Genomic DNA, 22,928 nt, shown 5'->3' on the forward strand with positions numbered 1-22,928 from the left:
CGGCCACGATGTCGTCCGGGTCCTCCACGCCCACCGAGAAGCGGATGAACCCCGGTGCCACCGCGTCCCCGCCCCAACGGGCCCGGCGCTCGGCAGTGCACTGCACGCTGCCGAAGCTCGTCGCCTCCGAGGTCATCCGCAGCGCGCCGAGGAAGCGCTCCGCGTGCTCCCGGTCGGGCAGCGTGAAGGACACCACGCTGCCGAACCGGCGCATCTGCGTCACCGCGACCTCGTGCGAGGGATCGGTGGGCAGCCCCGGGTGCCGTACCCCCGTCACCTCGGGCCGCTCCAGCAGGGCACGGGCGAGCGCCAGCGCGTTCGCCGCCTGGCGGTCCACCCGCAGCGCGAGCGTGGCCAGCGAGCGGTGCGCGAGCCAGGTCTCCATCGGCCCCGGGATGGCGCCCACGGTCTTGCGCCACTTGCGTACGGAGTCGGCCAGTTCGGCGTTCCGCGTCGTGACGTACCCCATCAGCAGGTCGCCGTGGCCGTTGAGCGCCTTGGTGCCGCTGGCCACGGAGAAGTCCGCGCCCAGTGCGAGCGGCCGCTGGCCCAGCGGTGTGGCCAGCGTGTTGTCCACGGCGACCAGCGCGCCCGCCGCGTGGGCGGCGGCGGCCAGCCGCCGGATGTCGCACACGTCCAACTCGGGGTTGGACGGGCTCTCCAGCCACACCAACCGGGCGCCGTCCAGCAACGGAAGTTGCGCGTCGCCGGCGGTCGGCGCCATCCGCACCTCGACGCCGTACGACTCCAGGCGCTCCACCAGCGCGCGCGTCGTCTGGTAGCAGTCCGACGGCAGGACGACCACCTCCCCGGAGCGCACCTGCGACAGCAGCACCGCCGAGATCGCGCCCATACCGGAGGCGAAGGAGAGCGTGGTGGCGGCCGGGTCGCCGGGCGCCTCCAGCTCCGCGATCGCCTGCTCCAGCAGGTCCCAGGTGGGGTTGTCGTCCCGGCCGTAGACGTAGGGACCGGTGGGCTCGCCGGGCAGGTGGTAATGGGAGACGAAGACCGGACCGGGCAGCGACGGCTCGTACGGCCGGGCCTCGGGGCGTCCGGCGTGCACGCTGCGGGTGCTGTCGCCGACCTGGTCCCCTGCCGTGTGGTCCTGCTTCATGCGGCCCTCATCCTTCGTGTCTCCTCGGTGCTCGCTCGGGGCTCGTCTTCGGTACTCAGTCGTCCTCGTCCGGGAGGACGAGGTGCAGCGCCCACGCGACGATGCTGATGATCAGACCGCCGAGCACCGCGGTCCAGAAACCGTGTACGTGGAACTTCAGGCTGAGCTGGCCGGCCAGCCACGATGTCAACAGCAGCATCAGCGCGTTCACCACGAGGGTGATCAGGCCCAGGGTGAGGATGAACAGCGGAAACGAGAGCACCTTGACGACCGGCTTCACCAGCCAGTTCACCACGCCGAAGACGAGGGCGACGAGTATGAGCGTCAGTGCTTTGCGCCATGCCGAATGGCCGGTGAGCGTGATGTCCTTGAGCAGCCACACGGCAACGCCCAGGGCCCCGGCGTTCGCCAGGGTCTTGACGATGAAATTCTTCATGGTGAGATCGTCGCAGGTCTGATCATCGGGGCAAGAGACCGAACAGAACCGTGGCCGTACCGCAGCGGAGGAGCGAGTGATGAAGGTGTTCCGGTTGGACGACCTGGACGCGGAGCGTGCCGCGAACCAGGGCGCGTACCTCCGCTTCCTGCGGGAACGCAACATGTCGGCGGGGCTCTACGCGCTCAAGGCCGGTGAGAGCGACACGCAGCAGCCGCACGCGCAGGACGAGGTCTACCTCGTGGTCAGCGGGCGGGCCGCGATCACCGTGGGGGACGAGACGACCACCGTCGCGCGCGGCAGCGTCGTCTACGTGCCGGCCGGCACCCCGCACCGCTTCCACCACATCACCGAGGAGCTCCGGGTCATGGTGGTCTTCTCGCCGCCGGAACCCTAGGGGGCGGCTCAGGGTCGGATGGGGCCTTCCCGCCCTTCGTCCGGGCGCCGGGTGGACCTACAGTCGAAGTACGGCACAGTCGGAGTGCGCGCCCCGCGCAGCGACCTAGGAGCGAAAGAGCGTTATGGAGAAGCTGCTGAAGAGCCTGCCCTGGTGGGTCAAGTGGATCGGCATCCCGGTGGTCGTGCTGGTCGTGTTCGGCACGCTGATCGCGAGCCTGGTCAGCATCGTGATCGGCCTGCTGTTCAAGGTGCTCGTCTTCGTGGTCCTGGTCGGCGCGCTGGTCTTCGTCGTGAAACGCGTCACGTCGGGGGGCTCCGGCAAGAAGCGCGACTGGTGAGGTCGGCGTCCCGGCCGAGGCCGGGACCCCGGAATCCACCCCGGACCGCCCGCATCGCGCGCACCACCCGGACCGGCGAACGGCTCAGACCGTTCGCCGGTCCGCGTCATTTCACCCGGCGGCGGCTGTGGCCGTGGCCGAGCCCGGATCCGTGTGCGTGGCGTTGATCGGGAGACGCTGCCGGGTGCGGGCCGTGCTCGCCGGCTTGGGGGAAGTCCGCGGTCCGATCATTGCAAGCGGCCTGGTGGATGTCCGTACCCAGCCGCTACCGTTGGCGGCACCTTTGCAAACGCGGGAGCTCGGAGCACCGGGCTGAGAGGGCGCTGACATCGCTTGAGGCGAGCGCTGCGCCGACCGCTGAACCTGTTACCGGGTAATGCCGGCGTAGGGAGTGGGTCTCACATGACCATGCAGGATGCGCACACGCGTGAAATCGGCTGGCACAAGTCGTATGTCACCGGGCCCGCCGGATCACGGCCGGACCTGCGGGTGCCGGTCCGCCAAGTGCATCTGACCAACGGCCGCGACGTGACGCTGTACGACACGTCCGGCCCGTACACCGACCCGTCGGTCGACACCGACGTCCGTCGGGGCCTGGCGCCCCTCCGGGAGAACTGGATCATCGCGCGCGGCGACACCAAGGAGTATCCGGGCCGGCCGGTCCGGCCGGAGGACGACGGGCTCAGGCACACCTCGCCCCGTGGCGGTATGCGCAACCTCGACGCGGTCTTCCCCGGCCGGCCCCGGCTCCCCCGCCGCGGCCTCCAGGGCCGGCCGGTCACCCAACTCGCCTACGCCCGGAGCGGCGAGACCACCCCGGAGATGGAGTTCGTCGCGCTGCGCGAGAACGTACCGGTCGAGACCGTGCGCGAGGAGATCGCCGCGGGCCGGGCCGTGCTGCCGGGATGCGTCAACCACCCCGAGATCGAGCCGATGATCATCGGCAAGCGGTTCCTGGTGAAGGTCAACGCGAACATCGGCAACTCCGCGGTCACTTCCTCGATCGAGGAGGAGGTCGAGAAGATGACCTGGGCGACCCGCTGGGGCGCCGACACCGTGATGGACCTGTCCACCGGGCGGAACATCCACACCACCCGCGAGTGGGTGCTGCGCAACTCCCCCGTCCCCATCGGCACCGTGCCGCTCTACCAGGCGCTGGAGAAGGTGGACGGCCGCGCCGAGGAACTGACCTGGGACGTCTACCGGGACACCGTCATCGAGCAGGCCGAGCAGGGCGTCGACTACATGACGGTGCACGCCGGCGTGCTGCTGCGCCATGTGCCGCTCACCGCCCGTCGCAAGACCGGCATCGTCTCGCGCGGCGGCTCGATCATGGCCGCCTGGTGCCTGGCGCACCACCGGGAGAGCTTCCTGTACGAGAACTTCGACGAGTTGTGCGACATCCTCGCCGCCTACGACGTCACGTTCTCGCTCGGCGACGGCCTGCGGCCGGGCTCCATCGCCGACGCCAACGACGAGGCGCAGTTCGCCGAGTTGCGCACCCTCGGCGAACTCAACACCGTCGCCAAGCGGCATCACGTGCAGACCATGATCGAGGGCCCGGGCCATGTGCCCATGCACAAGATCAAGGAGAACATCGACCTCCAGCAGGAGATCTGCGAGGAGGCCCCGTTCTACACGCTCGGCCCGCTCACCACCGACATCGCACCCGCCTACGACCACATCACCTCGGGCATCGGCGCCGCGATGATCGCCTGGTGGGGCACCGCGATGCTCTGCTACGTCACCCCGAAGGAACACCTCGGCCTGCCGGACCGCGACGACGTCAAGGCCGGTGTGATCACCTACAAGATCGCCGCGCATGCCGCGGACCTCGCCAAGGGCCACCCCGGCGCCCAGGAGTGGGATGACGCGCTGTCCGACGCCCGCTTCGAGTTCCGCTGGGAGGACCAGTTCAATTTGGCCCTCGACCCCGACACCGCCCGGGGTTTCCACGACGAGACGCTCCCCGCCGAGCCGGCCAAGACCGCGCACTTCTGCTCCATGTGCGGCCCGAAGTTCTGCTCGATGAAGATCTCGCACGACATCCGCCGCACTCACGGCGGTGCGGATCAGGGCATCGAACCGGATCCCGCGGAAGGCACCGAGGAGGAGATCCACGCCGGGATGGCCGTCAAGTCCGCGGAGTTCGCCGCCTCCGGCAACCGCGTCTACCTGCCGATCGCGGACTGAGTGGACCGAGTGGACTGAGCGGACTGGACCCGCACCGCCGGTCACGGCGGGAGGGCCCGGCACGCCGCCGGGTCCTCCCGCTTCGGGAGCGGGACGAGCCGGCCGGCGGCTAGGGCCCCTCCCGGCAAGGTTTGCCCCGCTCGCCGCCCTGGCGCGGCCGTCCACGGCGTTGCCGCATCGGCCGAGTAGGCCCACTACGAGGCCGCTGCGGCGCCTTGCGGACGACCACGCCGGCACACCTCGCTACCGGGCAAACCTTGCCGGCCACGGGACTAGTTGAGGGTCGGGCCGACGTTGGGCGGGACCGGCGGCGGCCAGCCGACGGTGGAGAAGCTGTGCCACAGGCCCGGGGTTTCGGCGACGCCCGCGCTGAGCGTGGTGGGCAGGTAGGTGCTGGGGCGTCCCACCGGGTCCGTGCAGTTCAGACCCTTGTGCAGCCAGAGGTCGACGCCGGTGTTGTTGGTGACGTGGTCGACGCCGCGCGGGGCGAAGCGGTGACAGGTGCCCTTGCCCTGGGTGGGGTTGGAAATGGTCTGGCTGAAGGCGACGCCTCGGGTGCCCGTCACCTGGCCGGCCGAGGAGTCGGAGCACGCCGTCGCCGCGAGGGCGAGTGGGATGGTCGTGCACAGAGCAGCGAGCGTACGGCGGCGGACGCGCATGGGCCTCTCCCGTTCTGACCAGGTACGGAAGCAGTCAAGCAATGGTGGGCGGCCGCCGCGACCTGGGACGTCCATCCGTGCGGGGCAGCGGTTCGTGTGGTGCGGCGGTTCGCGCGTGGCCGCCGGTCGGGCCACCCCGGCCGGCGGCCCGGGGCACCTCGTCCGGTGCTCCGGGGTACCTCGGCCAGTCGCTAATCCGGCCGGTGGTCCGGGCCGCCGAAGTCCGGGCTGGTGAAGTCGGGCGAGGCGAACCGGGGCACCGCGCGGTGCGGGTCCTGCGGCGAGGAGAAGTCCGGTCGGCTGTAGCCGAGGCGCGGCATGCGCGGGCCGGAGGCGGGTGCGGTGGGCGGCGGTACGGCGGTGCGCCCGGTCAGCACGTCGTCGAGGAAGGGCAGCAGCCCCCGGTCGAGCAGCGCGTGCCGCCACGCGTCGCGCGCCTGCGCGACTTCCGGCGGCAGCGACCCGGGCGCGTCGTGGATCGCGGTGGAGCCGTCGCGCAGTGCGGTCAGCAGCAGGCCGATACCGCCGAGCACGATCGCCGCGGCGGCCACGGCGGCGAAGAACCAGCCCGCGGTGCGCAGCGGCGAGGCGATCCCGGGTTCCGGGGACACCGCCTGGAGCGCGTAGCCGATCAGCAGGAAGATCAGCGCCGCGGCACCGGCGAGCAGCGGCGTGAGCACGGCCATCACCGCGAGGACGCCCGCTCCGGACCCGGTGCGGTCCGCGACACCCATCGCGGCATAGCTGAACGCCCGGCTGTCGCGGACCCGGGCGGACTCGCGGGCCGCTTTCCGGCTGTCGGCGCGGATCTGGCGGTACACGTCGTACTCGTTGGCGGCCCGCGCCCCGATCGACTCGGCGGCGGCGAGCGCCATGGTGCGCAACTGCTCGGCGTTCAGCGGGGAACCAGCCATGCCGTCTCCGGTGGCCCCGGCCTCCATACCGTCCATGACGATACGCAGCGCCTCGTCGAGGACGTGCTCGAAGTCCGGGCGGTCCTCGGTGAGCAGATGTGGAGCGCTGGTCATGTGCATCCCCCGATGCTCCGACTCTCCGTGCGCGGCCGGTGTTCCACGTGGAACAGGCTCTGCCTGCCGGATGCCCAGAGAGCGGTGGGACTACAGATACTGCCGATGGTAGGGCTGTACGGGGGACCGTGACAGGGCGCAACCAGGAAATGTGGAAGCTAGCCCACCAGCGGGAGTTGGGCAACGAGTAGCCGCCCGTCCATGGTGACGCCACCGTCCATCGCCACCGCGAGGTTGTCGGCGTAGACCATCGGCCCCTGGACCACGTGCGCTGCCGCCTCGCCGTCTCCCTGCTGGTCCCCGCCGACCTCGCCGAGCAGGTAGGGGATCGGGCTGTGGCCGTGCACGACCTGGTTGCCCCCGTAGGTGCCCAGCAGTTCGCGGGCCGCGTCCGCGCCGCCGTCGCCGCGGAAGGCGAACCGCTTGGTGAACTTGCGGAACAGGTCCCAGCATTCGTCGGCGTCGGCGCGCTGCAGCATGCTGGTGACCGCGTCGTTCATCTCCTCGATGCTGCTGCCGTAGTCGAGGTAGGCGGTGGTGTCGGAGTGCACCAGCAGATGGCCGTCGGTGAGATGGGCGGCGTCCAGCCGGGAGATCCAGGTCAGGTGCCGGTCCTCCAGGCGCTCCATGTCGGACGGTTGGCCGCCGTTGAGTCGCCAGGCGGCGAGGAAGGACGCGGTGCCGCCGGTGGAGTTGACCGGGGTGTCGCCGAAGCGGTGGGCGCCCAGTAGCAGCAGTTCGTGATTGCCCATCAGGGCGCGGCAGTAGCCGCCGGCCGCCGCGGCCTCCGCAGAGAGCTGCATCACCAGCTCGATCACGCCGATGCCGTCCGGGCCGCGGTCGGTGAAGTCGCCGAGGAACCACAGCCGGGCGTTGCCCGCGGACCACTCGCCGTCCTCGTTGATCAGCCCCGACTCGTGCAGGGCGGCGCGGAGTTCGTCGAGATAGCCGTGTACGTCGCCGACCACGTAGAGCGGGCCGGGACGCTCGCCGGGCAGCGCCGCGTCGGTGATCACCGGCAGGTCGTGGGCGGTGGGGGTGTAACCCGGCGGCACCAGCGGTGTGTCGGGGCGGGTCGGCTCATAACCGGGCGGTGTCGGGGCCGGTGGAGCCGCGGGTGGCGGGGTGCCGTCGTAGGCGGGCGCCGCCGGCGGGTAGCCCGGTTCGTACCCGGTGGCCGGCTGGAAGTCGGGCGCCGTGCCGTAGCCGGGCGCGGGCTCGTACCCGGTGTCGGGCTCATACCCCTGACCTGCCCCCTGAGTCATCGACCCCTCCACGCTCGCGCCGCCATCCGCCCATCATAGGAATGCGGCTGGCGCGTTGTGACATACCCAGGCACCTCGTTTTCTCGGGCCCTGGACAAACCGCCACGTAGTCACCCGGTCGGGCCGGTACTTCGGCGCCTACGGGTCCGCGTCGCCGCACCCTTTCGTGTCGGGTGAGGCACGGCGGTGTGCGGTGACGCGGGCGGCGTTCGGCAGTGTGCGGCGGCGTTCGGCGGTTCACGCCTCCTCGTGGGCCGGACCGCGAGGAGGGCTGACGGTGGTGCGGTGCGCCCGTCGCTGCGAGGACGCCCGCACGATCAGCTCGGTCGGCATGACCTGCTGCACGGGGTGGTTGGGCCCGATCCCCTCGATCGCGTCGATCAGCAACTGGACCACAGCGGTACCGATCCGCCGCGGCTGCAGCGACAGTGTGGTGATCGGCGGATCGGTGCCCGCGTAGCCGCCGCTCTCGCTGCAACACACCAGCAGCAGGTCGTCGGGGACGCGCAGGCCGTAGCGTCGGGCGGCGGCGAGCAGGTCGGTGCCGTTGGGGTCGAAGAGTCCGTGTACGGCGTCCGGGCGGTCCGGTCGGGCGAGTAACCGGTCCGCGGCGACGGCTCCCGCGCACGGGTCGTGTGCGGGGTACGCCTCGTACACCGGCTCCTGGCCGACCCGCTCGCACCACTCCAGGTAGGCCGTGGTGGACAGCCGGGTGTACGTGTCGGTGCTGGTGCCGGTGAGCAGCCCGATCCTGCGGGCGCCGGCTGCGGCGAGGTGGTCGAGGATGCCGAGCACGGCCTCCTCGTGGTCGTTGTCCACCCAGGCGTGCACCGGCAGGCTGCCGGCCGGGCGGCCGTCGCTGACCACCGGCACGCCCTGCCGGACGAGTTCGCCGACCACCGGGTCCTGGTCGGACGGGTCGATCACCACAGTGCCGTCCAGCGCCACGTTGCCCCACACGTCGTGCCGGGAGGAGGCGGGCAGGATGACCAGGGCGTACCCGCGGGCCAGCGCGGCGGAGGTGGCGGCTCTGGCCATCTCCGCGAAGTACGCGAACTCGGTGAAGGTGAAAGGTTCTTCGCCGTATGTCGTCACTGTCAGGCCGATCAGGCCCGATCTCCCGGTGCGCAGTGTGCGGGCGGCGGCCGAGGGGCGGTAGCCCAACCGGTCGGCGACCTCGCGGACATGGCGCCTGGTGGTGTCGGGCAGTCGGCCCTTGCCGTTGAGCGCGTCGGAGACAGTCGTGATCGAGACGCCGGCGGCGGCGGCGACGTCCCTGATCCCCGCGCGCTCCAGCCGGCGTCCGATGGGTCGGCTCGCCTGGTGATTCCCTGCTGCTGTCATGGCGAGCCGATAGTAGGGCGGCACTGGTCCGTACGGCTGCCAGCCATGTGGTCCCCACGAAGAACGGTTTCTGCAAGATCCAAAGCCGTATGCAAGGTGGAATATGCAGGCGGCAGGGCGACGGGCAGGACGGATAGCGGTCCAGTGGCGGTCTTCGCCCGGCCATTGGTCCGCCGGGATGAATGTCGGCAACTCACTCCTACGGGGGACGCGCGCCAGGGCGCGCGCTACCAGCGCACACGGTGACGCAGCGCACCTCCCCCGTTTGTGGCGGCCCTCGTAGGGTGTGGCCATGACCACCCCCAAGCTGCGCGCGGAACTGGACGGCATCCCGACCTACAAGCCCGGGCGACCCCCGGCCACGGAGGCGGGCGGTGCCTCGGGGCCGGCCTTCAAGCTGTCCTCGAACGAGAACCCGTATCCCCCGCTGCCCGGCGTGCTGGAGGCGGCGGCCGCTGCCGCGGCCTCCTTCAACCGCTATCCCGACCTGTCCTGTGCCGCGCTGACCGCGGAACTGGCGACACGGTTCGACGTACCGGTCGGGCACGTCGCCACCGGCACGGGCTCGGTCGGCGTGGCCCAGCAACTGCTCCAGGTGACCTCGGGGCCGGGCGACGAAGTGATCTACGCATGGCGGTCGTTCGAGGCGTATCCGATCATCACCCAGATCAGCGGCGCCCGGGCGGTGCAGGTGCCGCTGGACGAGGCCGAGGTGCACGACCTGGACGCGATGGCGGCCGCGATCACCGACCGGACCCGGCTGATCTTCGTCTGCAACCCGAACAACCCGACCGGCACCGTGGTGCGCCGGGCGGAGCTGGAGCGCTTCCTGGACCGGGTGCCGGCCGATGTGCTGGTCGTCCTGGACGAGGCGTACCGGGAGTTCATCACCGACCCCGACGTGCCCGACGGGGTCGACCTCTATCGTGACCGCCCGAATGTCGCGGTGCTGCGCACCTTCTCCAAGGCGTACGGCCTGGCGGGGCTGCGGATCGGTTTCGCGATCGCGCACGAGCCGGTGGCCGAGGCGCTGCGGAAGACCGCGGTGCCGTTCGGGGTGAGCCAGCTCGCGCAGGACGCGGCGATCGCCAGCCTGCGGGCCGAACCGGCGCTGCTGGAGCGGGTCGCGGGCCTGGTCGTGGAGCGCACCAGGGTTGTCGAGGCGCTGACCGGCCAGGGCTGGACGGTGCCCGAGACGCAGGCGAACTTCGTGTGGCTGCGGTTGGGGGAGCGCACCGCGGACTTCGCGGCGGCCTGCGAGCGGGCGGGTGCGACGGTCCGGCCGTTCGCGCGCGAGGGGGTGCGGATCACGATCGGGGAGACCGAAGCCAACGACATCGTGCTGCGGACCGCCCAGGAGTTCCGCAAGGAGCTGTAGCCGATCCAGCCGCCTGGACAAAGGCGCTCTGACCTGCCGATTCGCCCCCTTTCACCCCCCGGTGGCAGGGGGCGAACGCATGTGCGCGATACTCCTTGTGAATGAGTTCACGTTCACAAGCAGAACGCGTATCGGCAGTAAAGGAGACGTATCGTGCAGCTCGCACTGGAGCCACTGAACGTCGCCCGGTGGCAGTTCGGCGTGACGACCGTCTACCACTTCCTCTTCGTCCCCCTGACGATCTCCCTCTCCGCGCTCACCGCGGGACTGCAGACCGCCTGGGTGCGCACCGGTAAGGAGAAGTACCTCAAAGCCACCAAGTTCTGGGGCAAGCTCTTCCTGATCAACATCGCCATGGGCGTGGTGACCGGGATCGTGCAGGAGTTCCAGTTCGGCATGAACTGGTCGGACTACTCGCGCTTCGTCGGCGACGTGTTCGGCGCGCCGCTTGCCTTTGAGGCGCTGATCGCGTTCTTCTTCGAGTCGACCTTCATCGGCCTGTGGATCTTCGGCTGGGACAAGCTGCCCAAGCGCATCCACCTCGGCTGCATCTGGATGGTGTCGATCGGCACCATCCTGTCCGCGTACTTCATCCTGGCCGCCAACTCCTGGATGCAGCACCCGGTCGGCTACCACTACAACCCGAAGACCAAGCGGGCAGAACTCACGGACTTCTGGGCGGTGCTCACCCAGGACACCGCGCTCGCCCAGTTCTTCCACATCATGTCCGCGGCCTTCCTCACCGGTGCCGCGTTCATGATCGGCATCGCCGCCTACCACCTGGCCCGCAAGCAGCACATCGCGGTGATGCGCTCCTCGCTGCGGATGGCGCTGGTCGTCGCGGTGGTGGCCGGGGCACTCACCGCGATCAGCGGCGACACCCTCGGCAAGGTGATGTTCAAGCAGCAGCCGATGAAGATGGCCGCGGCCGAGGCGCTGTGGGACGGCCAGAAGGGCGCGCCCTTCTCGGTCTTCGCGGTCGGCGACGTCAACAAGGGGCACAACGAGGTCGCCATCGACATCCCCAACCTGCTCTCCTTCCTCGCCACCGACAACTTCACCAGTTACGTCGGCGGCATCAACGATGTGAACAAGGCCGAGCAGAAGAAGTACGGCCCCGGCGACTACCGGCCGAACATCCCGGTCGAGTACTGGGGCTTCCGCTGGATGATCGGCTTCGGCGTGGTCTCCATCGGGGTCGGTGCGGCCGGGCTGTGGCTGACCCGGCGCCGCTTCTGGCTCGCGCCGGACCGGCGCACCGGCGAGGACGAGGTGCCGCACCTGATGCTCACCCGCACTCTCGGGCTCGGCTCGCGACTGTCCCGCTGGTACTGGCGGATCGCCCTGCTGACCATGGCCTTCCCGTTGATCGCCAACTCCTGGGGATGGATCTTCACCGAGACCGGCCGGCAGCCCTGGGTGGTCTACGGCGTGCTGCGCACCAAGGACGCGGTCTCCCCCGGAGTGTCCGTCGGCTACGTGTTGACCTCGCTGATCGTCTTCACCCTGCTCTACGGGCTGCTCGCCGTGGTCGAGGTCCGGCTGCTGGTGAAGTACGCCAAGCAGGGGCCGCCCGAGCTCACCGAGGCCGACCTGAACCCCCCGACCAGGATCGGCGGTGGATCCGGCGGCGACAGCGCCGGCGCGTCCGCGGACCCCGACGGGCCGATGGCCTTCTCGTACTGACGGACTGACGACGGAAGGGATACGGGACATGCATCTGCACGACGTCTGGTTCGTCATCATCGCCATCCTGTGGACGGGCTACTTCTTCCTGGAGGGTTTCGACTTCGGGGTCGGCGTCCTGACCAAGCTGCTCGCCCGCGACCGCACCGAGCGGCGGGTGCTGATCAACACGATCGGGCCGGTCTGGGACGGCAACGAGGTGTGGCTGCTCAGCGCGGGCGGCGCCACCTTCGCGGCCTTCCCGGACTGGTACGCCACCCTCTTCTCCGGCTTCTACCTACCGCTGCTGCTGATCCTGGTCTGCCTGATCGTGCGCGGAGTCGCCTTCGAGTACCGCGCCAAGCGGCCCGAAGAGCGCTGGCAGCGGAACTGGGAGCACGCGATCTTCTGGACCTCGCTGCTGCCCGCCGTGCTGTGGGGGGTGGCCTTCGCCAACATCGTGCGGGGCGTGAAGATCGGCGCGAACAAGGAGTACGTGGGCAACCTGTGGGACCTGCTCGGCGGCTATGCGCTGCTCGGCGGGCTGGTCATGCTGGCGCTGTTCACCTTCCACGGCGCGGTGTTCACCGCGCTCAAGACGGTCGGGCCGATCCGGGACCGGGCGCGGGCGCTGGCCACCAGGGTCGGCCTGGTCACCGCGGTGCTCGCGGCGGTCTTCCTGGTCTGGACGCAGGTGCACAGCGGCGGCGCCCGCAGCCTGCCCGCCCTGGTGGTCGCCCTCGTGGCGCTGCTCGCCGCGCTCGGTGCGAACCGGGTCGGGCGCGAGGGCTGGTCGTTCGCGTTCTCCGGGGTGACGATCGCCGCCACCATCGCGATGTTCTTCCTCACGCTCTTCCCGGACGTGATGCCGTCCTCGCTGAACAGCGCGTGGAGTCTGACCGTCGGCAACGCCTCCGCGACCCCGTACACGCTGCGGATCATGACCTGGTGCGCGGCCATTGCCACTCCGCTGGTGATCCTCTACCAGGGCTGGACGTACTGGGTGTTCCGCAAGCGGATCGGCACCCAGCACATCGCGGAAGCGGCGCACTGATCATGTCCCGCCCGGACAGGCCCCGTTTGCTCATGTTCCACGTGAAACACGAAAGGGGATGTTCCACGTGAAACCGGTCGATCCCCGACTGCTGCGGTATGCGCGGACCACTCGGGTCTTCCTCGCCGGCTCGGTGCTGCTGGGCCTGGCGGGGGCCGGGCTGGTGGTCGCCCAGGCGGTGCTGATCGCCGATGTGGTGGTCGGTGGCTTCCAGCAGGGCCGCGGAGTGGGTGCGCTGCGCGGTGACCTGATCGCGCTGGCCGCGGTGGCGGTGGGGCGGGCGCTGGTGGCCTGGCTCACCGAACTGTGCGCGCACCGGGCCGGGGCTGCGGTCAAGTCGCAGCTGCGGCAGCGGCTGCTCGCCCACGCCACCGCGCTCGGCCCGAACTGGCTGACCGGGCGGCGCGGCGGTGAGTTGACCACGCTCGCCACCCGCGGGGTGGACGCGCTCGACGACTACTTCGCCCGCTATCTGCCGCAACTCGGGCTCGCCGCGGTCGTGCCGCTGGTGGTGCTGGCCCGGATCGCCACCGCGGACTGGATCTCCGCGCTGACCATCGTGGTGACGCTGCCGCTGGTGCCGCTCTTCATGGTGCTGGTCGGGTGGGCGACCCGGGACCGGATGGACCGCCAATGGCGGCTGCTGGCACGGCTGTCCGGGCACTTCCTCGATGTGGTCGCCGGACTGCCCACGCTGAAGGTCTTCGGCCGGGCCAAGGCACAGGCCGACAACATCCGGAAGATCACCGACGACTACCGGCGGGCCACCCTGCGCACCCTGCGGATCGCCTTCCTCTCGTCCTTCGTGCTGGAACTGCTCGCCACCATCTCGGTCGCACTGGTCGCCGTCGGTATCGGCATGCGGTTGGTGCACGGCGAACTCGACCTGCGCACCGGGCTGCTGGTGCTGGTGCTCGCCCCGGAGGCGTATCTGCCACTGCGGCAGGTGGGCGCGCAGTACCACGCGGCGGCCGAGGGGCTGGCGGCGGCGGAGGAGGTCTTCGAGGTCCTGGAGACCGCGCTTCCGGCTGCCTCGGCCACAGGCGACACCCGGGTGCCCGCGCCCGATCTGCGGACGGCCACGGTCCGCGTCGAGGGCGTCGAGGTGGCGCGGGACGGGCTGCTGGCCCGGACCACGCTGGAGCTCGCGCCCGGCCGGACGGTCGCCGTCACCGGGCCGAGCGGCGCCGGCAAGTCCACGCTGCTGCGGGCCCTGCTCGGCTTCGTCCAGCCGTCCGCCGGGCGCATCCTCGTGGACGGGATCGACCTCGCCGACATCGACCGAGCCTCCTGGCACCGGCAGATCGCCTGGGTGCCGCAGCGGCCGCACCTGTTCGCCGGGACCGTCGCGGAGAACGTGCGGCTGGCCCGGCCCGACGCGAGCGAGGCGGATATACGGTCCGCGCTGGCCGCCGCCGGGGTGGCCGGGTTCGCCGCTCCCGACGACGTCATCGGCGAGGACGGCGCGGGACTGTCCGCCGGTCAGCGGCAGCGGCTCGCCCTGGCCCGCGCCTTCCTCGCCGACCGGCCCCTGCTGCTGCTCGACGAGCCCACCGCCAACCTGGACGGCGACACGGAGGCCGAGGTCGTCGCGGCCCTGCGCGAACTGGCCGCCACCCGCACGGTCCTGCTCATCGCGCACCGCCCCGCGCTCCTGCCGCTGGCCGATCGAGTCCAGCCTCTTGCCGCGGAGGGGCTCGCGCCGTCCGTGTCTCGCGCGGCCGCGGACCGTTCCGAGCTATCGGCGTCGGCAGAGCCGTCGGCGGCCGTCGCACCGGTCGCACCGGCCGAGCCGGCCGCGGCACCTGTCGATGAGCGAGGCGCCGGCAAGCGCCTTCGGGGCTTCGGTGCCTTCGTCGAGGCCCGTGAAACCCGCGGGTTCCGGGTCCGGTTCGCGGGCGCCTGCGCGCTCGGGGCGCTCGCGCTCGGCTGCGCGGTCGGTTTGATGGGCACCTCGGGCTGGCTGATCAGCCGCGCCGCCCAGCAGCCGCCGGTGCTCTACCTGATGGTCGCCGTCACCGCGACCCGCACCTTCGGCATCGGCCGCGCCGCCTTCCGGTACGGGGAGCGGCTGGTCGGCCACGACGCGGTCTTCCGCGCGCTCGGCGGAGTACGGGTGGCCGTCTTCCGCCGGCTGGAGCGGCTGGCGCCCGCAGGGCTCGGCCGTACCGGTCGCGGCGACCTGCTCTCGCGGCTGGTCGCGGACGTGGACGGCGTCCAGGACCACTACCTGCGCTGGCTGCTGCCCGCGGTGACCGCGGCGGCGACCGGGGTCGGCGCGGCCGCCTTCACCGGATGGCTGCTGCCCGCGGCCGGTGCCGTACTCGGCGCAGGGCTGCTCGTCGCGGGGGTGGCCGTGCCCGCGCTGTCGGTGGCGGTGGCCCGCCGTACCGAGGACCGGCTGGCCCCCGCCAGGGGTGAGCTGTCCACCCGGGTGCTCGGGCTGTTCACGGGCACCGCCGAGCTGACCGTGGCGGGCGCCCTGCCCGGGCGCCGCGCGCGGGCAGCCGACGCCGACCTGGCGCTGCGTCGGATCACGGCCCGCTCGGCCGCCGCCACCGCGCTCGGCGCCGGACTCACCGCGCTGGTCACCGGCCTGACGGTCAGCGGGTGCGCCTGGGTGGGCGTGCGGGCGGTCGCCGCGCACCAGCTCCACGGTGTCCTGCTCGCCGTACTCGTACTGCTGCCGCTCGCCGCCTTCGAGGCTGTCGCCGGACTGCCGCTCGCCGCCCAGCAGCGGCAGCGCAGCCGCAGGGCCGCACAGCGGGTGCGGGACGTGCTGGACGCGCCGGTGCCCGTACAGGAGCCCGAGCGGCCGCAGCAGGCTCCCGAGGCGCCGTATCCGCTGGTGCTGTGCGGGCTGACCGCTCGTCACCCCGGCCAGGAGCGGCCCGCGCTGGACGGGGTCGACCTGACGCTGACGCCCGGCCGCCGGATCGCGGTCGTCGGGCCGTCGGGCGCGGGCAAGACCACGCTGGCGCATGTACTGCTGAGGTTCCTCGACGCGGAGAAGGGTTCGTACACCCTGGCCGGCCAGGACGCCGCGGCGCTCGACGGCGACGACGTACGGCGGCTGGTCGGGCTGTGCGCACAGGACGCGCATGTGTTCGCCAGCACCGTGCGGGAGAACCTGCGGCTGGCCAGGCCCGGCGCGCCTGATGGCGAACTGCGGGAGGCGCTGGCCGCCGCACGGGTCGAACTCGACCTGGACGCGGAGGTCGGCGAGCACGGCGCCCGGCTGTCCGGCGGCATGCGGCAGCGGCTCGCGCTGGCCCGCACGCTGCTGGCCGACTTTCCCGTCCTCGTCCTCGACGAGCCCGCGGAACACCTGGACCTGCCCACCGCGGACGCCCTCACCGCCGACCTGCTGGCGGCCACCCGCGGCCGTACGACCGTCCTGATCACCCACCGGCTGGCCGGGCTCGCGGACGGCGCCGTGGACGAGGTCGTGGTGTTGTCCGGCGGGCGGGTCGTACAGCGCGGAGGGTACGACGAACTGGCCGCCGTGGAGGGGCCGTTCCGCCGGACCCTGGAACAGGAGCGGAGCGTGGCGGCGGCCCGTACCGCCGCGGAGCCGGTGGGCGTCTAGGACCAGGGCACCAGTGCCGCGACCGGCAAGGTTTGCCCGGTAGCGAGGTGTGCCGGCGTGGTCGGCCGCAAGGCGCCGAAGTGGCCTCGTAGTGGGCCTACTCGGCCGATGCGGCAACGCCGCGGAGGGCCGCACCAGGGCGGCGAGCGGGGCAAACCTTGCCGGGAGGGCCCTAGCGCCTGGGCCGGTCAGCGCAGGTCACGGCGGAGGTGGTCGGCGGGGCCGCGTTCGAGTGCGGCGCGTTCGGCGCGGTCGGCGCGGGCCGCGAGGACGCGTTCGATGACGCGGGCCACGCCGTCGTCGTTGTTGGACTCGGTGCGGTACGTGGTGGTCGCCAGCACCTGCGGATGGGCGTTGGCGACGGCGTAGGGCGTGCCCGCCCAACTCAGCATCGCCAGGTCGTTCGGCATGTCCCCGAAGGCGACCACCTCGGCGGCGGTCACCCCGCGCTCGGCGCAGCACTTGGCCAGGGTGGTGGCCTTGCTGACGCCGGCTCCGCTGATCTCCAGCAGCGCGGACTCGCTGGAGCGGGTGACCTCGCCGTGCCCGCCGGCCACCGTGAGCGCGATGGCGAGGAACTCGTCCGGGTCGAGGGAGGGGTGCTTGGCCAGCAGTTTCAGCAGCGGCTGTTCGCGGTCGGCAGCAAGGAGTTCCTCGATGCCCGCGCGGGGCAGGGAACTGTCGACCTCGATCGGCGGATAGCCGGGCTCACGCCGGAAGCCGAAGGTGCGCTCGACCGCGAAGGTCGTACCGGGAACCGCCGCACGCAGCGCGTGCGCGATCGCCAGCGCGTCGTCCTCGGGCAGCGGGAACGCCTCGATCAGCGTGCCGGCCCGCAGGTCGTAGACCGCGGCACCGTTCGCGACGATGGCCATGCCGTGCCCGGCGAGGTGCTGGGCGACCACACCCATCCAGCGCAGGGGGCGGCCGGTGACGAAGAAGACCTCGACGCCTGCGTCCTCGGCGGCGGTCAGGGCGGCGGTCGTCCGCTGCGAGATCGTCTTGTCGTCCCGCAGCAGCGTGCCGTCCAGATCGGTGGCGATCAGCCGCGGTCCGGGGTCGGTGAAGGTCTTTTCGTAAGTTTGTTGGTGGTGCTTGTACTCGTCTTGCCAGCTCTGCCGGCCGTGTCCGTCGTGCTTGTCGTCCTGCTTGTCGTGCTGGTTCTGCTGATTCTGCTGGTCGTACTCGGGCCCGGTCCTGGGGTCCGTGTGGGCCTCGGGCCGGTGGCGGGCGTCGGAAGACTCGGCTGGCTCGGTGGCTGGGGTCACTGCCCCATCCTTCCGCACCGCAACCTTGTCCCGCTCGGTGGTGCGCAGATCCGCTCAGCGGAGCCGCTGTTTCAAGCCGTGCGTCGTGTGGGTCGAAGATTCAACCGCGTTGCCACGAAAGCGTTTCGCGGGTGGATCGCGTGCGTCGCGGGCAAAGGCGCGGGATCAGGCGGCGCGGGTGAAGAACTCGCGGGCGGCCTTCGCGGCACCGGACCGGCTCGGGACGTTCGCGCGGTGCGACTGGGCGGCGCGGTCGGTGGAGGCGGTCGAGTCGGTGGAGGCGGCGGGGGCGCCGGCCGCGGGCCCGAGGTCACCGAGGTCACCGAACTCGTCGAGTGCGTCGGCGGTGCGCAGGCTGCGGGCGCTGGGCGAGGCGCCATGTGCTTCGGCGCCGATGCGCTGCTTCATGGTGGGCGGCAGCGTCCGGCCCCGGCTCCTGCGCACCAGGCGCGACTCGGCTGCGCGCGGCGCGGGGATACGGGCGCCCGCTCCTCGGCGGCTCGGCGGTGCCGGCGGCCCGACCGGGGCCGGCGCGGTACTCACCGGGGCTCCCGCCGCTACCTCCGCTCGTGTCCGCGCCGCGACCTGCGCGGCGTTCTCGAGGGTGGCGGCGGCGGTGATGTCGGCGGCGACAGCCTGCCGACGGGCCGCGGTGCGGTCCGGAGTGGCGAATCCCAACGCGGCGATGCACTTGAGCAGCACGCTGAGCAGCGCGCCCCAGAACGTCTTGATGTCGGCAGCCATCGACCTCTCGCTTCCTATCTCGTCATGCGGTGAACTGACTAATCCGATGATGCGGAAACGAGCACACAATCCTTGGAGCCGCACCTCGGATTCGGCGATATTCACATCAACGCCACTCGGATGGTGCAATCGCGGCATTCTGCACCAGGGTCCGGGTGGTGTGCGCCCTGCCCGTGCAGCCCTTGTCCCAGGCCGCCGCCGGCGACTCCGACCACGACTTTCGGCGGGCCCGGTACGACGTTCACCCGCCCGACACACCGGCACGGCAAACTCGCTGGTGCCAGGTGGACGGCTCCGCGTACCGCCGGGACACGCCCGTAGCCGTAGCAACAGCCGCAGCCGACTCGGGCGGCGTGCGTGCGGCGGACGGTCGCGACCATCCACCCGGCCGCCGTGAACACTCAGCCGGCCAGGGCGATGCAGAGCAGAACGCTGCCCCGGCGCGGACGCCCGAGGCGGCGCTGCTGCTGACGCTGGCCGACCGTCTCGCCGGAGCCGTATCTGCCGAACTGGTCGAACGGGCCGCCGATTACGTCGGCACCTTCGACTTCACCAGTCGGCACTGCCTGCATCTGACCTGGTGGACCGACGGCGACACCCGGTGCCGGGGAGATGCCCTGTTCCGCTTCAAGGAGCACTACCGCGGATACGGCCTGGAACCGGGCCCCGACAACCTGCCCGACTTCCTGCCGGTGGGCCTGGAGTTCAGTGTCACCACCCGCACGGACGCGCTGCTGCGCGAGCATCGCCCCGCCCTGGAACTGCTGCGGCTGGCGCTGACCGAGAACGGCACCCCGTACGCCAAGGCGCTGGAAGCCGTGTGCGGCACGCTGCCCGGCGCTTCCTCGGCCGATCCCCTACTGGGACCGTAGCCGTCTGGGGCTGTTCGTACCGGTGTCCTGGACCGACGCGGTCGGTATGGACGAACACGTCTACCACCTGTTCTCACTGGTCGGCGGCACGCTCGCGGGCCTGCTGGCCATCGCGGGCATCGGTGTGCTGGTGTACTGCCGCCGCACCAACGCGCCCGTCCTGCTGGCCACCACCCGCAACGACAAGTTCATGTACGTGCTGCTGCTCGGCGAGGTCGCGATGGGCTTGTACGCCAAACTCACCAACTCTTCGTTCAGCCACGGCTATGACTACCGCACCACCATCGCCCCCTTGGGCCCGCAGCCTGTTCACCCTCGACCCCAGAACCGACCTCACGGCGGGCGCCCGCCGGACCCCCCACCGCTGCAGACTCCTGGCGTCCCACGACCCACGTCCCTGCCCCGCACGGACGGCGGAACCCGTTCGGTCGGCCCCGGCGAGGTCCTTTCGGGGGGCGTGCCGCGGTCGACCGGCCGAGGCCGCCGGCACCCGCATAGGCTCGTCCGCATGAGCCTGCGCCTGAGCACTGTGATACTGCCGATCTATCGTTGGACCGAGGGGCGGAAGGTGTGGGAGGGGGCGGAGGAGTTGGGATTCCACGCGGCCTACACCTATGACCACCTGTCGTGGCGGACGTTCCGGGACGGGCCGTGGTACGGGGCCGTGCCGACCTTGACGGCCGCAGCCGGGGTGACGTCCACGATCCGGCTCGGCACGATGGTGACTTCGCCGAACTTCCGGCATCCGGTGACGCTCGCAAAGGAGTTGATGACGCTCGACGACGTCAGCGACGGGCGGGTGACGCTGGGGATCGGGTCCGGCGGGACCGGGTTCGACGCGCTGGTGCTGGGGCAGGAGGAGTGGTCGCCGCGGGAACGGGCTGACCGGTTCGCGGAGTTCGTGGAACTGCTCGACCGGCTGCTCACCCAGGGCGACATCACGTTCGGGGGCAGCTACTACTCCGCCGTCGAGGCGCGGAACATTCCCGGCTGTGTACAGACGCCGCGGCTGCCGTTCGCGGTGGCGGCCACCGGGCCACGGGGTATGAAGCTGGCCGCGAAGTACGGCCAGGCATGGGTGACCACGGGCGACCCGGCGCTGTACGAGACGGGGACGCCTGAGCAGTCGCTGGCGGCGATCCGCGGCCAGATCGAACGGCTCGGCTCGGCACTGCAGGACGCCGCCCGCGAGCCGGCCGGCGTGCCCAAGGTGCTGCTGACCGGCTTCACCCCGGAGCGGGACACTCCGTTCAGTTCGCTGGACGCCTTCGTCGACTTCGCGGGGCGGCACGCCGAGGCCGGCATCGACGAGATCGTGGTGCACTGGCCGATTCCCGACTCCGACTTCGCCTACAACCACGCGATCTTCGAGCAGATCGCGATCGAGGCCCCGGGGCAGCTTGGCTGAGCCGTCTGCCGCGGGCGTTCACCGTGCCGCCGCATCACGCGGTGGCCCGGAGCCGTGTCGTGGCGCGGGACCGTACCGCTCTCATTATGGTGCGGCAGGGCGCTTGGCCAGCGCGTCCATCGTGCGGGCGGCCACTTCTCGGTCGGCGGCGGCCGCGACGAACGCCGGGATCTGGTCCGCACCCACCAGTTCCCGTACGGCGGCGACCGTGGGCGCGGGCAGCGGCACGGTGACGGACATGGGCGGGGGCGTGGGCATCGTCGAGGGCACGGCGTCGGCGTGGGACGCGGGCGTGGTGCCCTTGGGCGCAATGGCTTCCGCGCTGCTCGGGCGCCAGGCCCCGGACATGGACCCGGACCTGGACGCGGGCTCGGGCTCCGGCCCGGCCCCGGATCCGGGCTGCGTCCGCTCGGCCGGCGGCGGGAAGACGGCCGCGTCGCCCAGATGACGGCGGATGTGCTCGGTGGCCCGCAACCGCATTGCACGGGCCAGTTCGGCGTCGACGGTCTGCTGGGCGAGCGGGCGCAGCCGCCGGATGAGGTCGGTGGCCTCGGCGGCTTCCTCGTCGGTCGGCGGGTGCTGGAGGAAGCGTTGGAAGACGTACTCCGTGGTGAACTCCAGGAATCGCTCCGAGATGTGCTCGACATGGCCGCGCAGCTCGCGCAGATGCCCGGCGATCGCGGCCAGCGGCACCCCGGCGCGGTGCAGTTCGGCCGCGACGGCCAGCTCGCTGGGGCTTGGTGCCAGGAACTCGTCGTCGTGTCCCGGTACCGCCTCCAGGACACCCAGCCGCAGAGCCTCCTCGACCGCCGTCAGGTCCATCACCCCGCCGAACGCCTCGGTCAGCTCGGCCAGCGCTATCCGGGCCGGTGCTTCGTCGGACCACGGCCGGTCCACCTCGCCGACCAGCCCGAGCACGCCGCCGAGCCCGGTGCCCGCGTCCCAGGCGGCGAGCAACTCCTTGATGCTCGCCAGCGTGTATCCGCGTTCCAGCAGGTCGGCGATCTGCCGCAGCCGGGCCAGATGGGTGTCGTCGTAGACATTGGCCCGGCCCTGCCGCTCCGGTTTGGGCAGCAGGCCGCGGTCGGTGTACGCCCGGATCGTGCGGACCGTGGTGCCACTGAGGTGGGACAGGTCCTCGATCCGGTAGGTGCGCGGCTCTTCCGCGGTGGTCACGGACTTGCTCCTTGCTGGTCTGCTGTACGGGGGTCAGGAAGCAGCGGCCGGCCCTTCCGCCGGCCGCCCGCCAATGGGCGTCCTGGACTGGACGGCCTGCGTGGCGGGGGATATTGCCAGGTACTCCACCGCCTTGCTCAACGATCCCTCCTGCGACGGATGGTACGACCGCCGCAGATAGCGGGGCATGGCCGCGTGTAGCGAGGCCCACGAGGGGAGCAGGCCGCGGCGGGCGGCGGCGCGGTGGTCCTTGAAGCGGTAGCGGCCCCGGTCCAGCTGTGGGTCGTGGCTCAGCAGGTACCTGGCGCCGACCACCCACAGGTAGAACAGCGTGGGCCAGGCCAGTGCCATGCCCTCGGCGCGGCGCAGATAGCGCACCGCGCCCTTGCCGCCCGCGTGCTGGTACATGTCGAAGGCGACCGAGCGGTGTTCGACCTCCTCGGCGCCGTGCCAGCGCAGCAGGTCGAGCATCACTTCGTCGCTGTCCGCGCCGTCCAGGGCGTCCGCGTCCAGAATCCAGTCGCCGAGCACTGCGGTGAAGTGCTCGATCGCCGCTATCAGCGACAGCCGGAAGCGCAGCCACTCGCGGCGCGGCACCGGCATGCCCCACGGCGGGCGCTCGCCCAGCAGCACGTCGAACATCCACTCCACATGGCGGGTGTAGGCGTCGGTGTCGAGTCGCTGCTCGGCCAGGTGCTCCAGCACGTATGCGTGCTGGACGCTGTGCGTGGCCTCCTGGCCCATGAAGCCCTTCACGTCCTTGAGCAACTGCTCGTCCGTGACCAGCGGCAGCGCTTCCTTGAACACCTTCACGAACCACCGCTCGCCCGCGGGTAGCAGCAGATGCAGCACGTTGATGACGTGGGTCGCCGTCGGCTCGCCCGGAATCCAGTGCAGCGGGGTCTGCTTCCAGTCGAACGTGACCCGGCGGGGCTTGATCGCGTGGCTCACGGGTGTGGCCTCCTTACGGGTTCTGCGGGTGGGGGACGGGGCGGACA

At 71.3% G+C, this 22,928-nt stretch carries 19 protein-coding genes and 1 pseudogene; 10 read left to right on the forward strand and 10 right to left on the reverse strand.

The annotated features are described in order from the left end of the window. The coding region (locus tag AC13HU_RS06060; RefSeq protein WP_483040697.1) for a cystathionine gamma-lyase at window positions 1–1,114 on the reverse strand (1,114 nt) is incomplete at its 3' end. A 55-nt stretch (window positions 1,115–1,169) separates the two neighbouring features. Next, complete coding sequence (locus AC13HU_RS06065) at window positions 1,170–1,550, reverse strand: phage holin family protein (RefSeq protein WP_483040698.1); 381 nt, start codon at window positions 1,548–1,550, stop codon at window positions 1,170–1,172. A gap of 79 nt (window positions 1,551–1,629) precedes the next feature. Here AC13HU_RS06065 and AC13HU_RS06070 point away from each other — a divergent pair, with 79 nt between their 5' ends. The 3 genes from AC13HU_RS06070 (at window position 1,630) to thiC (ending at window position 4,480) form a co-directional block, all read left to right on the forward strand. After that, a complete protein-coding gene (locus AC13HU_RS06070) occupies window positions 1,630–1,947 on the forward strand; it encodes a cupin domain-containing protein (RefSeq protein WP_483040699.1) in 318 nt (105 codons plus the stop codon). A 124-nt stretch (window positions 1,948–2,071) separates the two neighbouring features. Further along, window positions 2,072–2,287 (forward strand): DUF5326 family protein, encoded by a 216-nt coding sequence (locus AC13HU_RS06075; RefSeq protein WP_483040700.1) that lies wholly within the window; start codon window positions 2,072–2,074, stop codon window positions 2,285–2,287. Window positions 2,288–2,689: 402 nt separating this feature from the next. Continuing rightward, a complete protein-coding gene (gene thiC, locus AC13HU_RS06080) occupies window positions 2,690–4,480 on the forward strand; it encodes a phosphomethylpyrimidine synthase ThiC (RefSeq protein WP_483040701.1) in 1,791 nt (596 codons plus the stop codon). A 272-nt stretch (window positions 4,481–4,752) separates the two neighbouring features. On the opposite strand, the gene AC13HU_RS06085 is transcribed toward thiC, so the two are convergent. From AC13HU_RS06085 to AC13HU_RS06100, 4 genes are all read right to left on the reverse strand, one after another. Continuing rightward, window positions 4,753–5,139: a hypothetical protein gene (locus AC13HU_RS06085; protein ID WP_483040702.1), complete on the reverse strand. Its 387-nt coding sequence runs from the start codon at window positions 5,137–5,139 to the stop codon at window positions 4,753–4,755. A 191-nt stretch (window positions 5,140–5,330) separates the two neighbouring features. After that, window positions 5,331–6,173, reverse strand: coding sequence for a hypothetical protein (locus AC13HU_RS06090; protein WP_483040703.1), 843 nt, complete (start codon window positions 6,171–6,173; stop codon window positions 5,331–5,333). Window positions 6,174–6,325: 152 nt separating this feature from the next. Further along, entirely contained in the window at window positions 6,326–7,432 is a 1,107-nt protein-coding gene (locus AC13HU_RS06095; protein WP_483040704.1) for a metallophosphoesterase, read from the reverse strand. Window positions 7,433–7,669: 237 nt separating this feature from the next. Further along, window positions 7,670–8,776, reverse strand: coding sequence for a LacI family DNA-binding transcriptional regulator (locus AC13HU_RS06100; protein ID WP_483040705.1), 1,107 nt, complete (start codon window positions 8,774–8,776; stop codon window positions 7,670–7,672). A 286-nt stretch (window positions 8,777–9,062) separates the two neighbouring features. Here AC13HU_RS06100 and hisC point away from each other — a divergent pair, with 286 nt between their 5' ends. From hisC to cydD, 4 genes are all read left to right on the forward strand, one after another. After that, window positions 9,063–10,154 (forward strand): histidinol-phosphate transaminase, encoded by a 1,092-nt coding sequence (gene hisC, locus AC13HU_RS06105; RefSeq protein ID WP_483040706.1) that lies wholly within the window; start codon window positions 9,063–9,065, stop codon window positions 10,152–10,154. Between the two features lie 153 nt (window positions 10,155–10,307). Then, a complete protein-coding gene (locus tag AC13HU_RS06110) occupies window positions 10,308–11,840 on the forward strand; it encodes a cytochrome ubiquinol oxidase subunit I (protein ID WP_483040707.1) in 1,533 nt (510 codons plus the stop codon). Window positions 11,841–11,868: 28 nt separating this feature from the next. Next, the gene (gene cydB, locus AC13HU_RS06115; RefSeq protein ID WP_483040708.1) at window positions 11,869–12,873 is read left to right on the forward strand and encodes a cytochrome d ubiquinol oxidase subunit II; all 1,005 of its coding nucleotides are present in this window, start codon (window positions 11,869–11,871) and stop codon (window positions 12,871–12,873) included. A 67-nt stretch (window positions 12,874–12,940) separates the two neighbouring features. Beyond that, window positions 12,941–16,462, forward strand: a complete 3,522-nt coding sequence (gene cydD, locus AC13HU_RS06120) for a thiol reductant ABC exporter subunit CydD (RefSeq protein ID WP_483040709.1) — start codon at window positions 12,941–12,943, stop codon at window positions 16,460–16,462. Between the two features lie 188 nt (window positions 16,463–16,650). Here cydD and AC13HU_RS06125 read toward each other — a convergent pair whose 3' ends face one another. Together AC13HU_RS06125 and AC13HU_RS06130 are read right to left on the reverse strand one after the other, a co-directional pair. Beyond that, a complete protein-coding gene (locus AC13HU_RS06125) occupies window positions 16,651–17,508 on the reverse strand; it encodes a Cof-type HAD-IIB family hydrolase (RefSeq protein WP_483040714.1) in 858 nt (285 codons plus the stop codon). Between the two features lie 387 nt (window positions 17,509–17,895). Next, window positions 17,896–18,474 carry a DUF6344 domain-containing protein gene (locus AC13HU_RS06130; protein ID WP_483040710.1) on the reverse strand — a complete coding sequence of 193 codons (579 nt, stop codon included), beginning with the start codon at window positions 18,472–18,474 and terminating at the stop codon, window positions 17,896–17,898. A 158-nt stretch (window positions 18,475–18,632) separates the two neighbouring features. On the opposite strand from AC13HU_RS06130, the gene narJ reads away from it, so the two are divergent. The 3 genes and pseudogenes from narJ (at window position 18,633) to AC13HU_RS06145 (ending at window position 20,754) form a co-directional block, all read left to right on the forward strand. Then, complete coding sequence (gene narJ, locus AC13HU_RS06135) at window positions 18,633–19,346, forward strand: nitrate reductase molybdenum cofactor assembly chaperone (protein ID WP_483040711.1); 714 nt, start codon at window positions 18,633–18,635, stop codon at window positions 19,344–19,346. 10 nt (window positions 19,347–19,356) lie between these two features. Next, a pseudogene (locus tag AC13HU_RS06140) lies at window positions 19,357–19,626 on the forward strand (respiratory nitrate reductase subunit gamma); the annotation flags it as partial. Window positions 19,627–19,854: 228 nt separating this feature from the next. Continuing rightward, window positions 19,855–20,754, forward strand: coding sequence for an LLM class flavin-dependent oxidoreductase (locus AC13HU_RS06145; protein WP_483040715.1), 900 nt, complete (start codon window positions 19,855–19,857; stop codon window positions 20,752–20,754). An 84-nt stretch (window positions 20,755–20,838) separates the two neighbouring features. Here the strand turns inward: AC13HU_RS06145 and AC13HU_RS06150 are convergent, their stop codons facing one another. Both AC13HU_RS06150 and AC13HU_RS06155 read right to left on the reverse strand, forming a co-directional pair. Beyond that, window positions 20,839–21,930, reverse strand: coding sequence for a MerR family transcriptional regulator (locus AC13HU_RS06150; protein WP_483040712.1), 1,092 nt, complete (start codon window positions 21,928–21,930; stop codon window positions 20,839–20,841). Window positions 21,931–21,963: 33 nt separating this feature from the next. Then, a complete protein-coding gene (locus AC13HU_RS06155; RefSeq protein ID WP_483040713.1) occupies window positions 21,964–22,881 on the reverse strand; it encodes a metal-dependent hydrolase in 918 nt (305 codons plus the stop codon). Window positions 22,882–22,928: the final 47 nt, after the last annotated feature.

The sequence above is a fragment of the Streptomyces sp. NH27 genome (assembly GCF_056859195.1).

Bases quoted from the DNA above. Each gene is read 5' to 3' on its own strand.
- AC13HU_RS06065 (WP_483040698.1), bottom strand. From the start codon at position 1,550: ATGAAGAATTTCATCGTCAAGACCCTGGCGAACGCCGGGGCCCTGGGC.
- thiC (WP_483040701.1), top strand. From the start codon at position 2,690: ATGACCATGCAGGATGCGCACACGCGTGAAATCGGCTGGCACAAGTCG.
- AC13HU_RS06090 (WP_483040703.1), bottom strand. From the start codon at position 6,173: ATGCACATGACCAGCGCTCCACATCTGCTCACCGAGGACCGCCCGGAC.
- AC13HU_RS06130 (WP_483040710.1), bottom strand. From the start codon at position 18,474: ATGGCTGCCGACATCAAGACGTTCTGGGGCGCGCTGCTCAGCGTGCTG.
- AC13HU_RS06145 (WP_483040715.1), top strand. From the start codon at position 19,855: ATGAGCCTGCGCCTGAGCACTGTGATACTGCCGATCTATCGTTGGACC.
- AC13HU_RS06070 (WP_483040699.1), top strand. From the start codon at position 1,630: ATGAAGGTGTTCCGGTTGGACGACCTGGACGCGGAGCGTGCCGCGAAC.
- AC13HU_RS06085 (WP_483040702.1), bottom strand. From the start codon at position 5,139: ATGCGCGTCCGCCGCCGTACGCTCGCTGCTCTGTGCACGACCATCCCA.
- AC13HU_RS06095 (WP_483040704.1), bottom strand. From the start codon at position 7,432: ATGACTCAGGGGGCAGGTCAGGGGTATGAGCCCGACACCGGGTACGAG.
- AC13HU_RS06100 (WP_483040705.1), bottom strand. From the start codon at position 8,776: ATGACAGCAGCAGGGAATCACCAGGCGAGCCGACCCATCGGACGCCGG.
- cydB (WP_483040708.1), top strand. From the start codon at position 11,869: ATGCATCTGCACGACGTCTGGTTCGTCATCATCGCCATCCTGTGGACG.
- AC13HU_RS06075 (WP_483040700.1), top strand. From the start codon at position 2,072: ATGGAGAAGCTGCTGAAGAGCCTGCCCTGGTGGGTCAAGTGGATCGGC.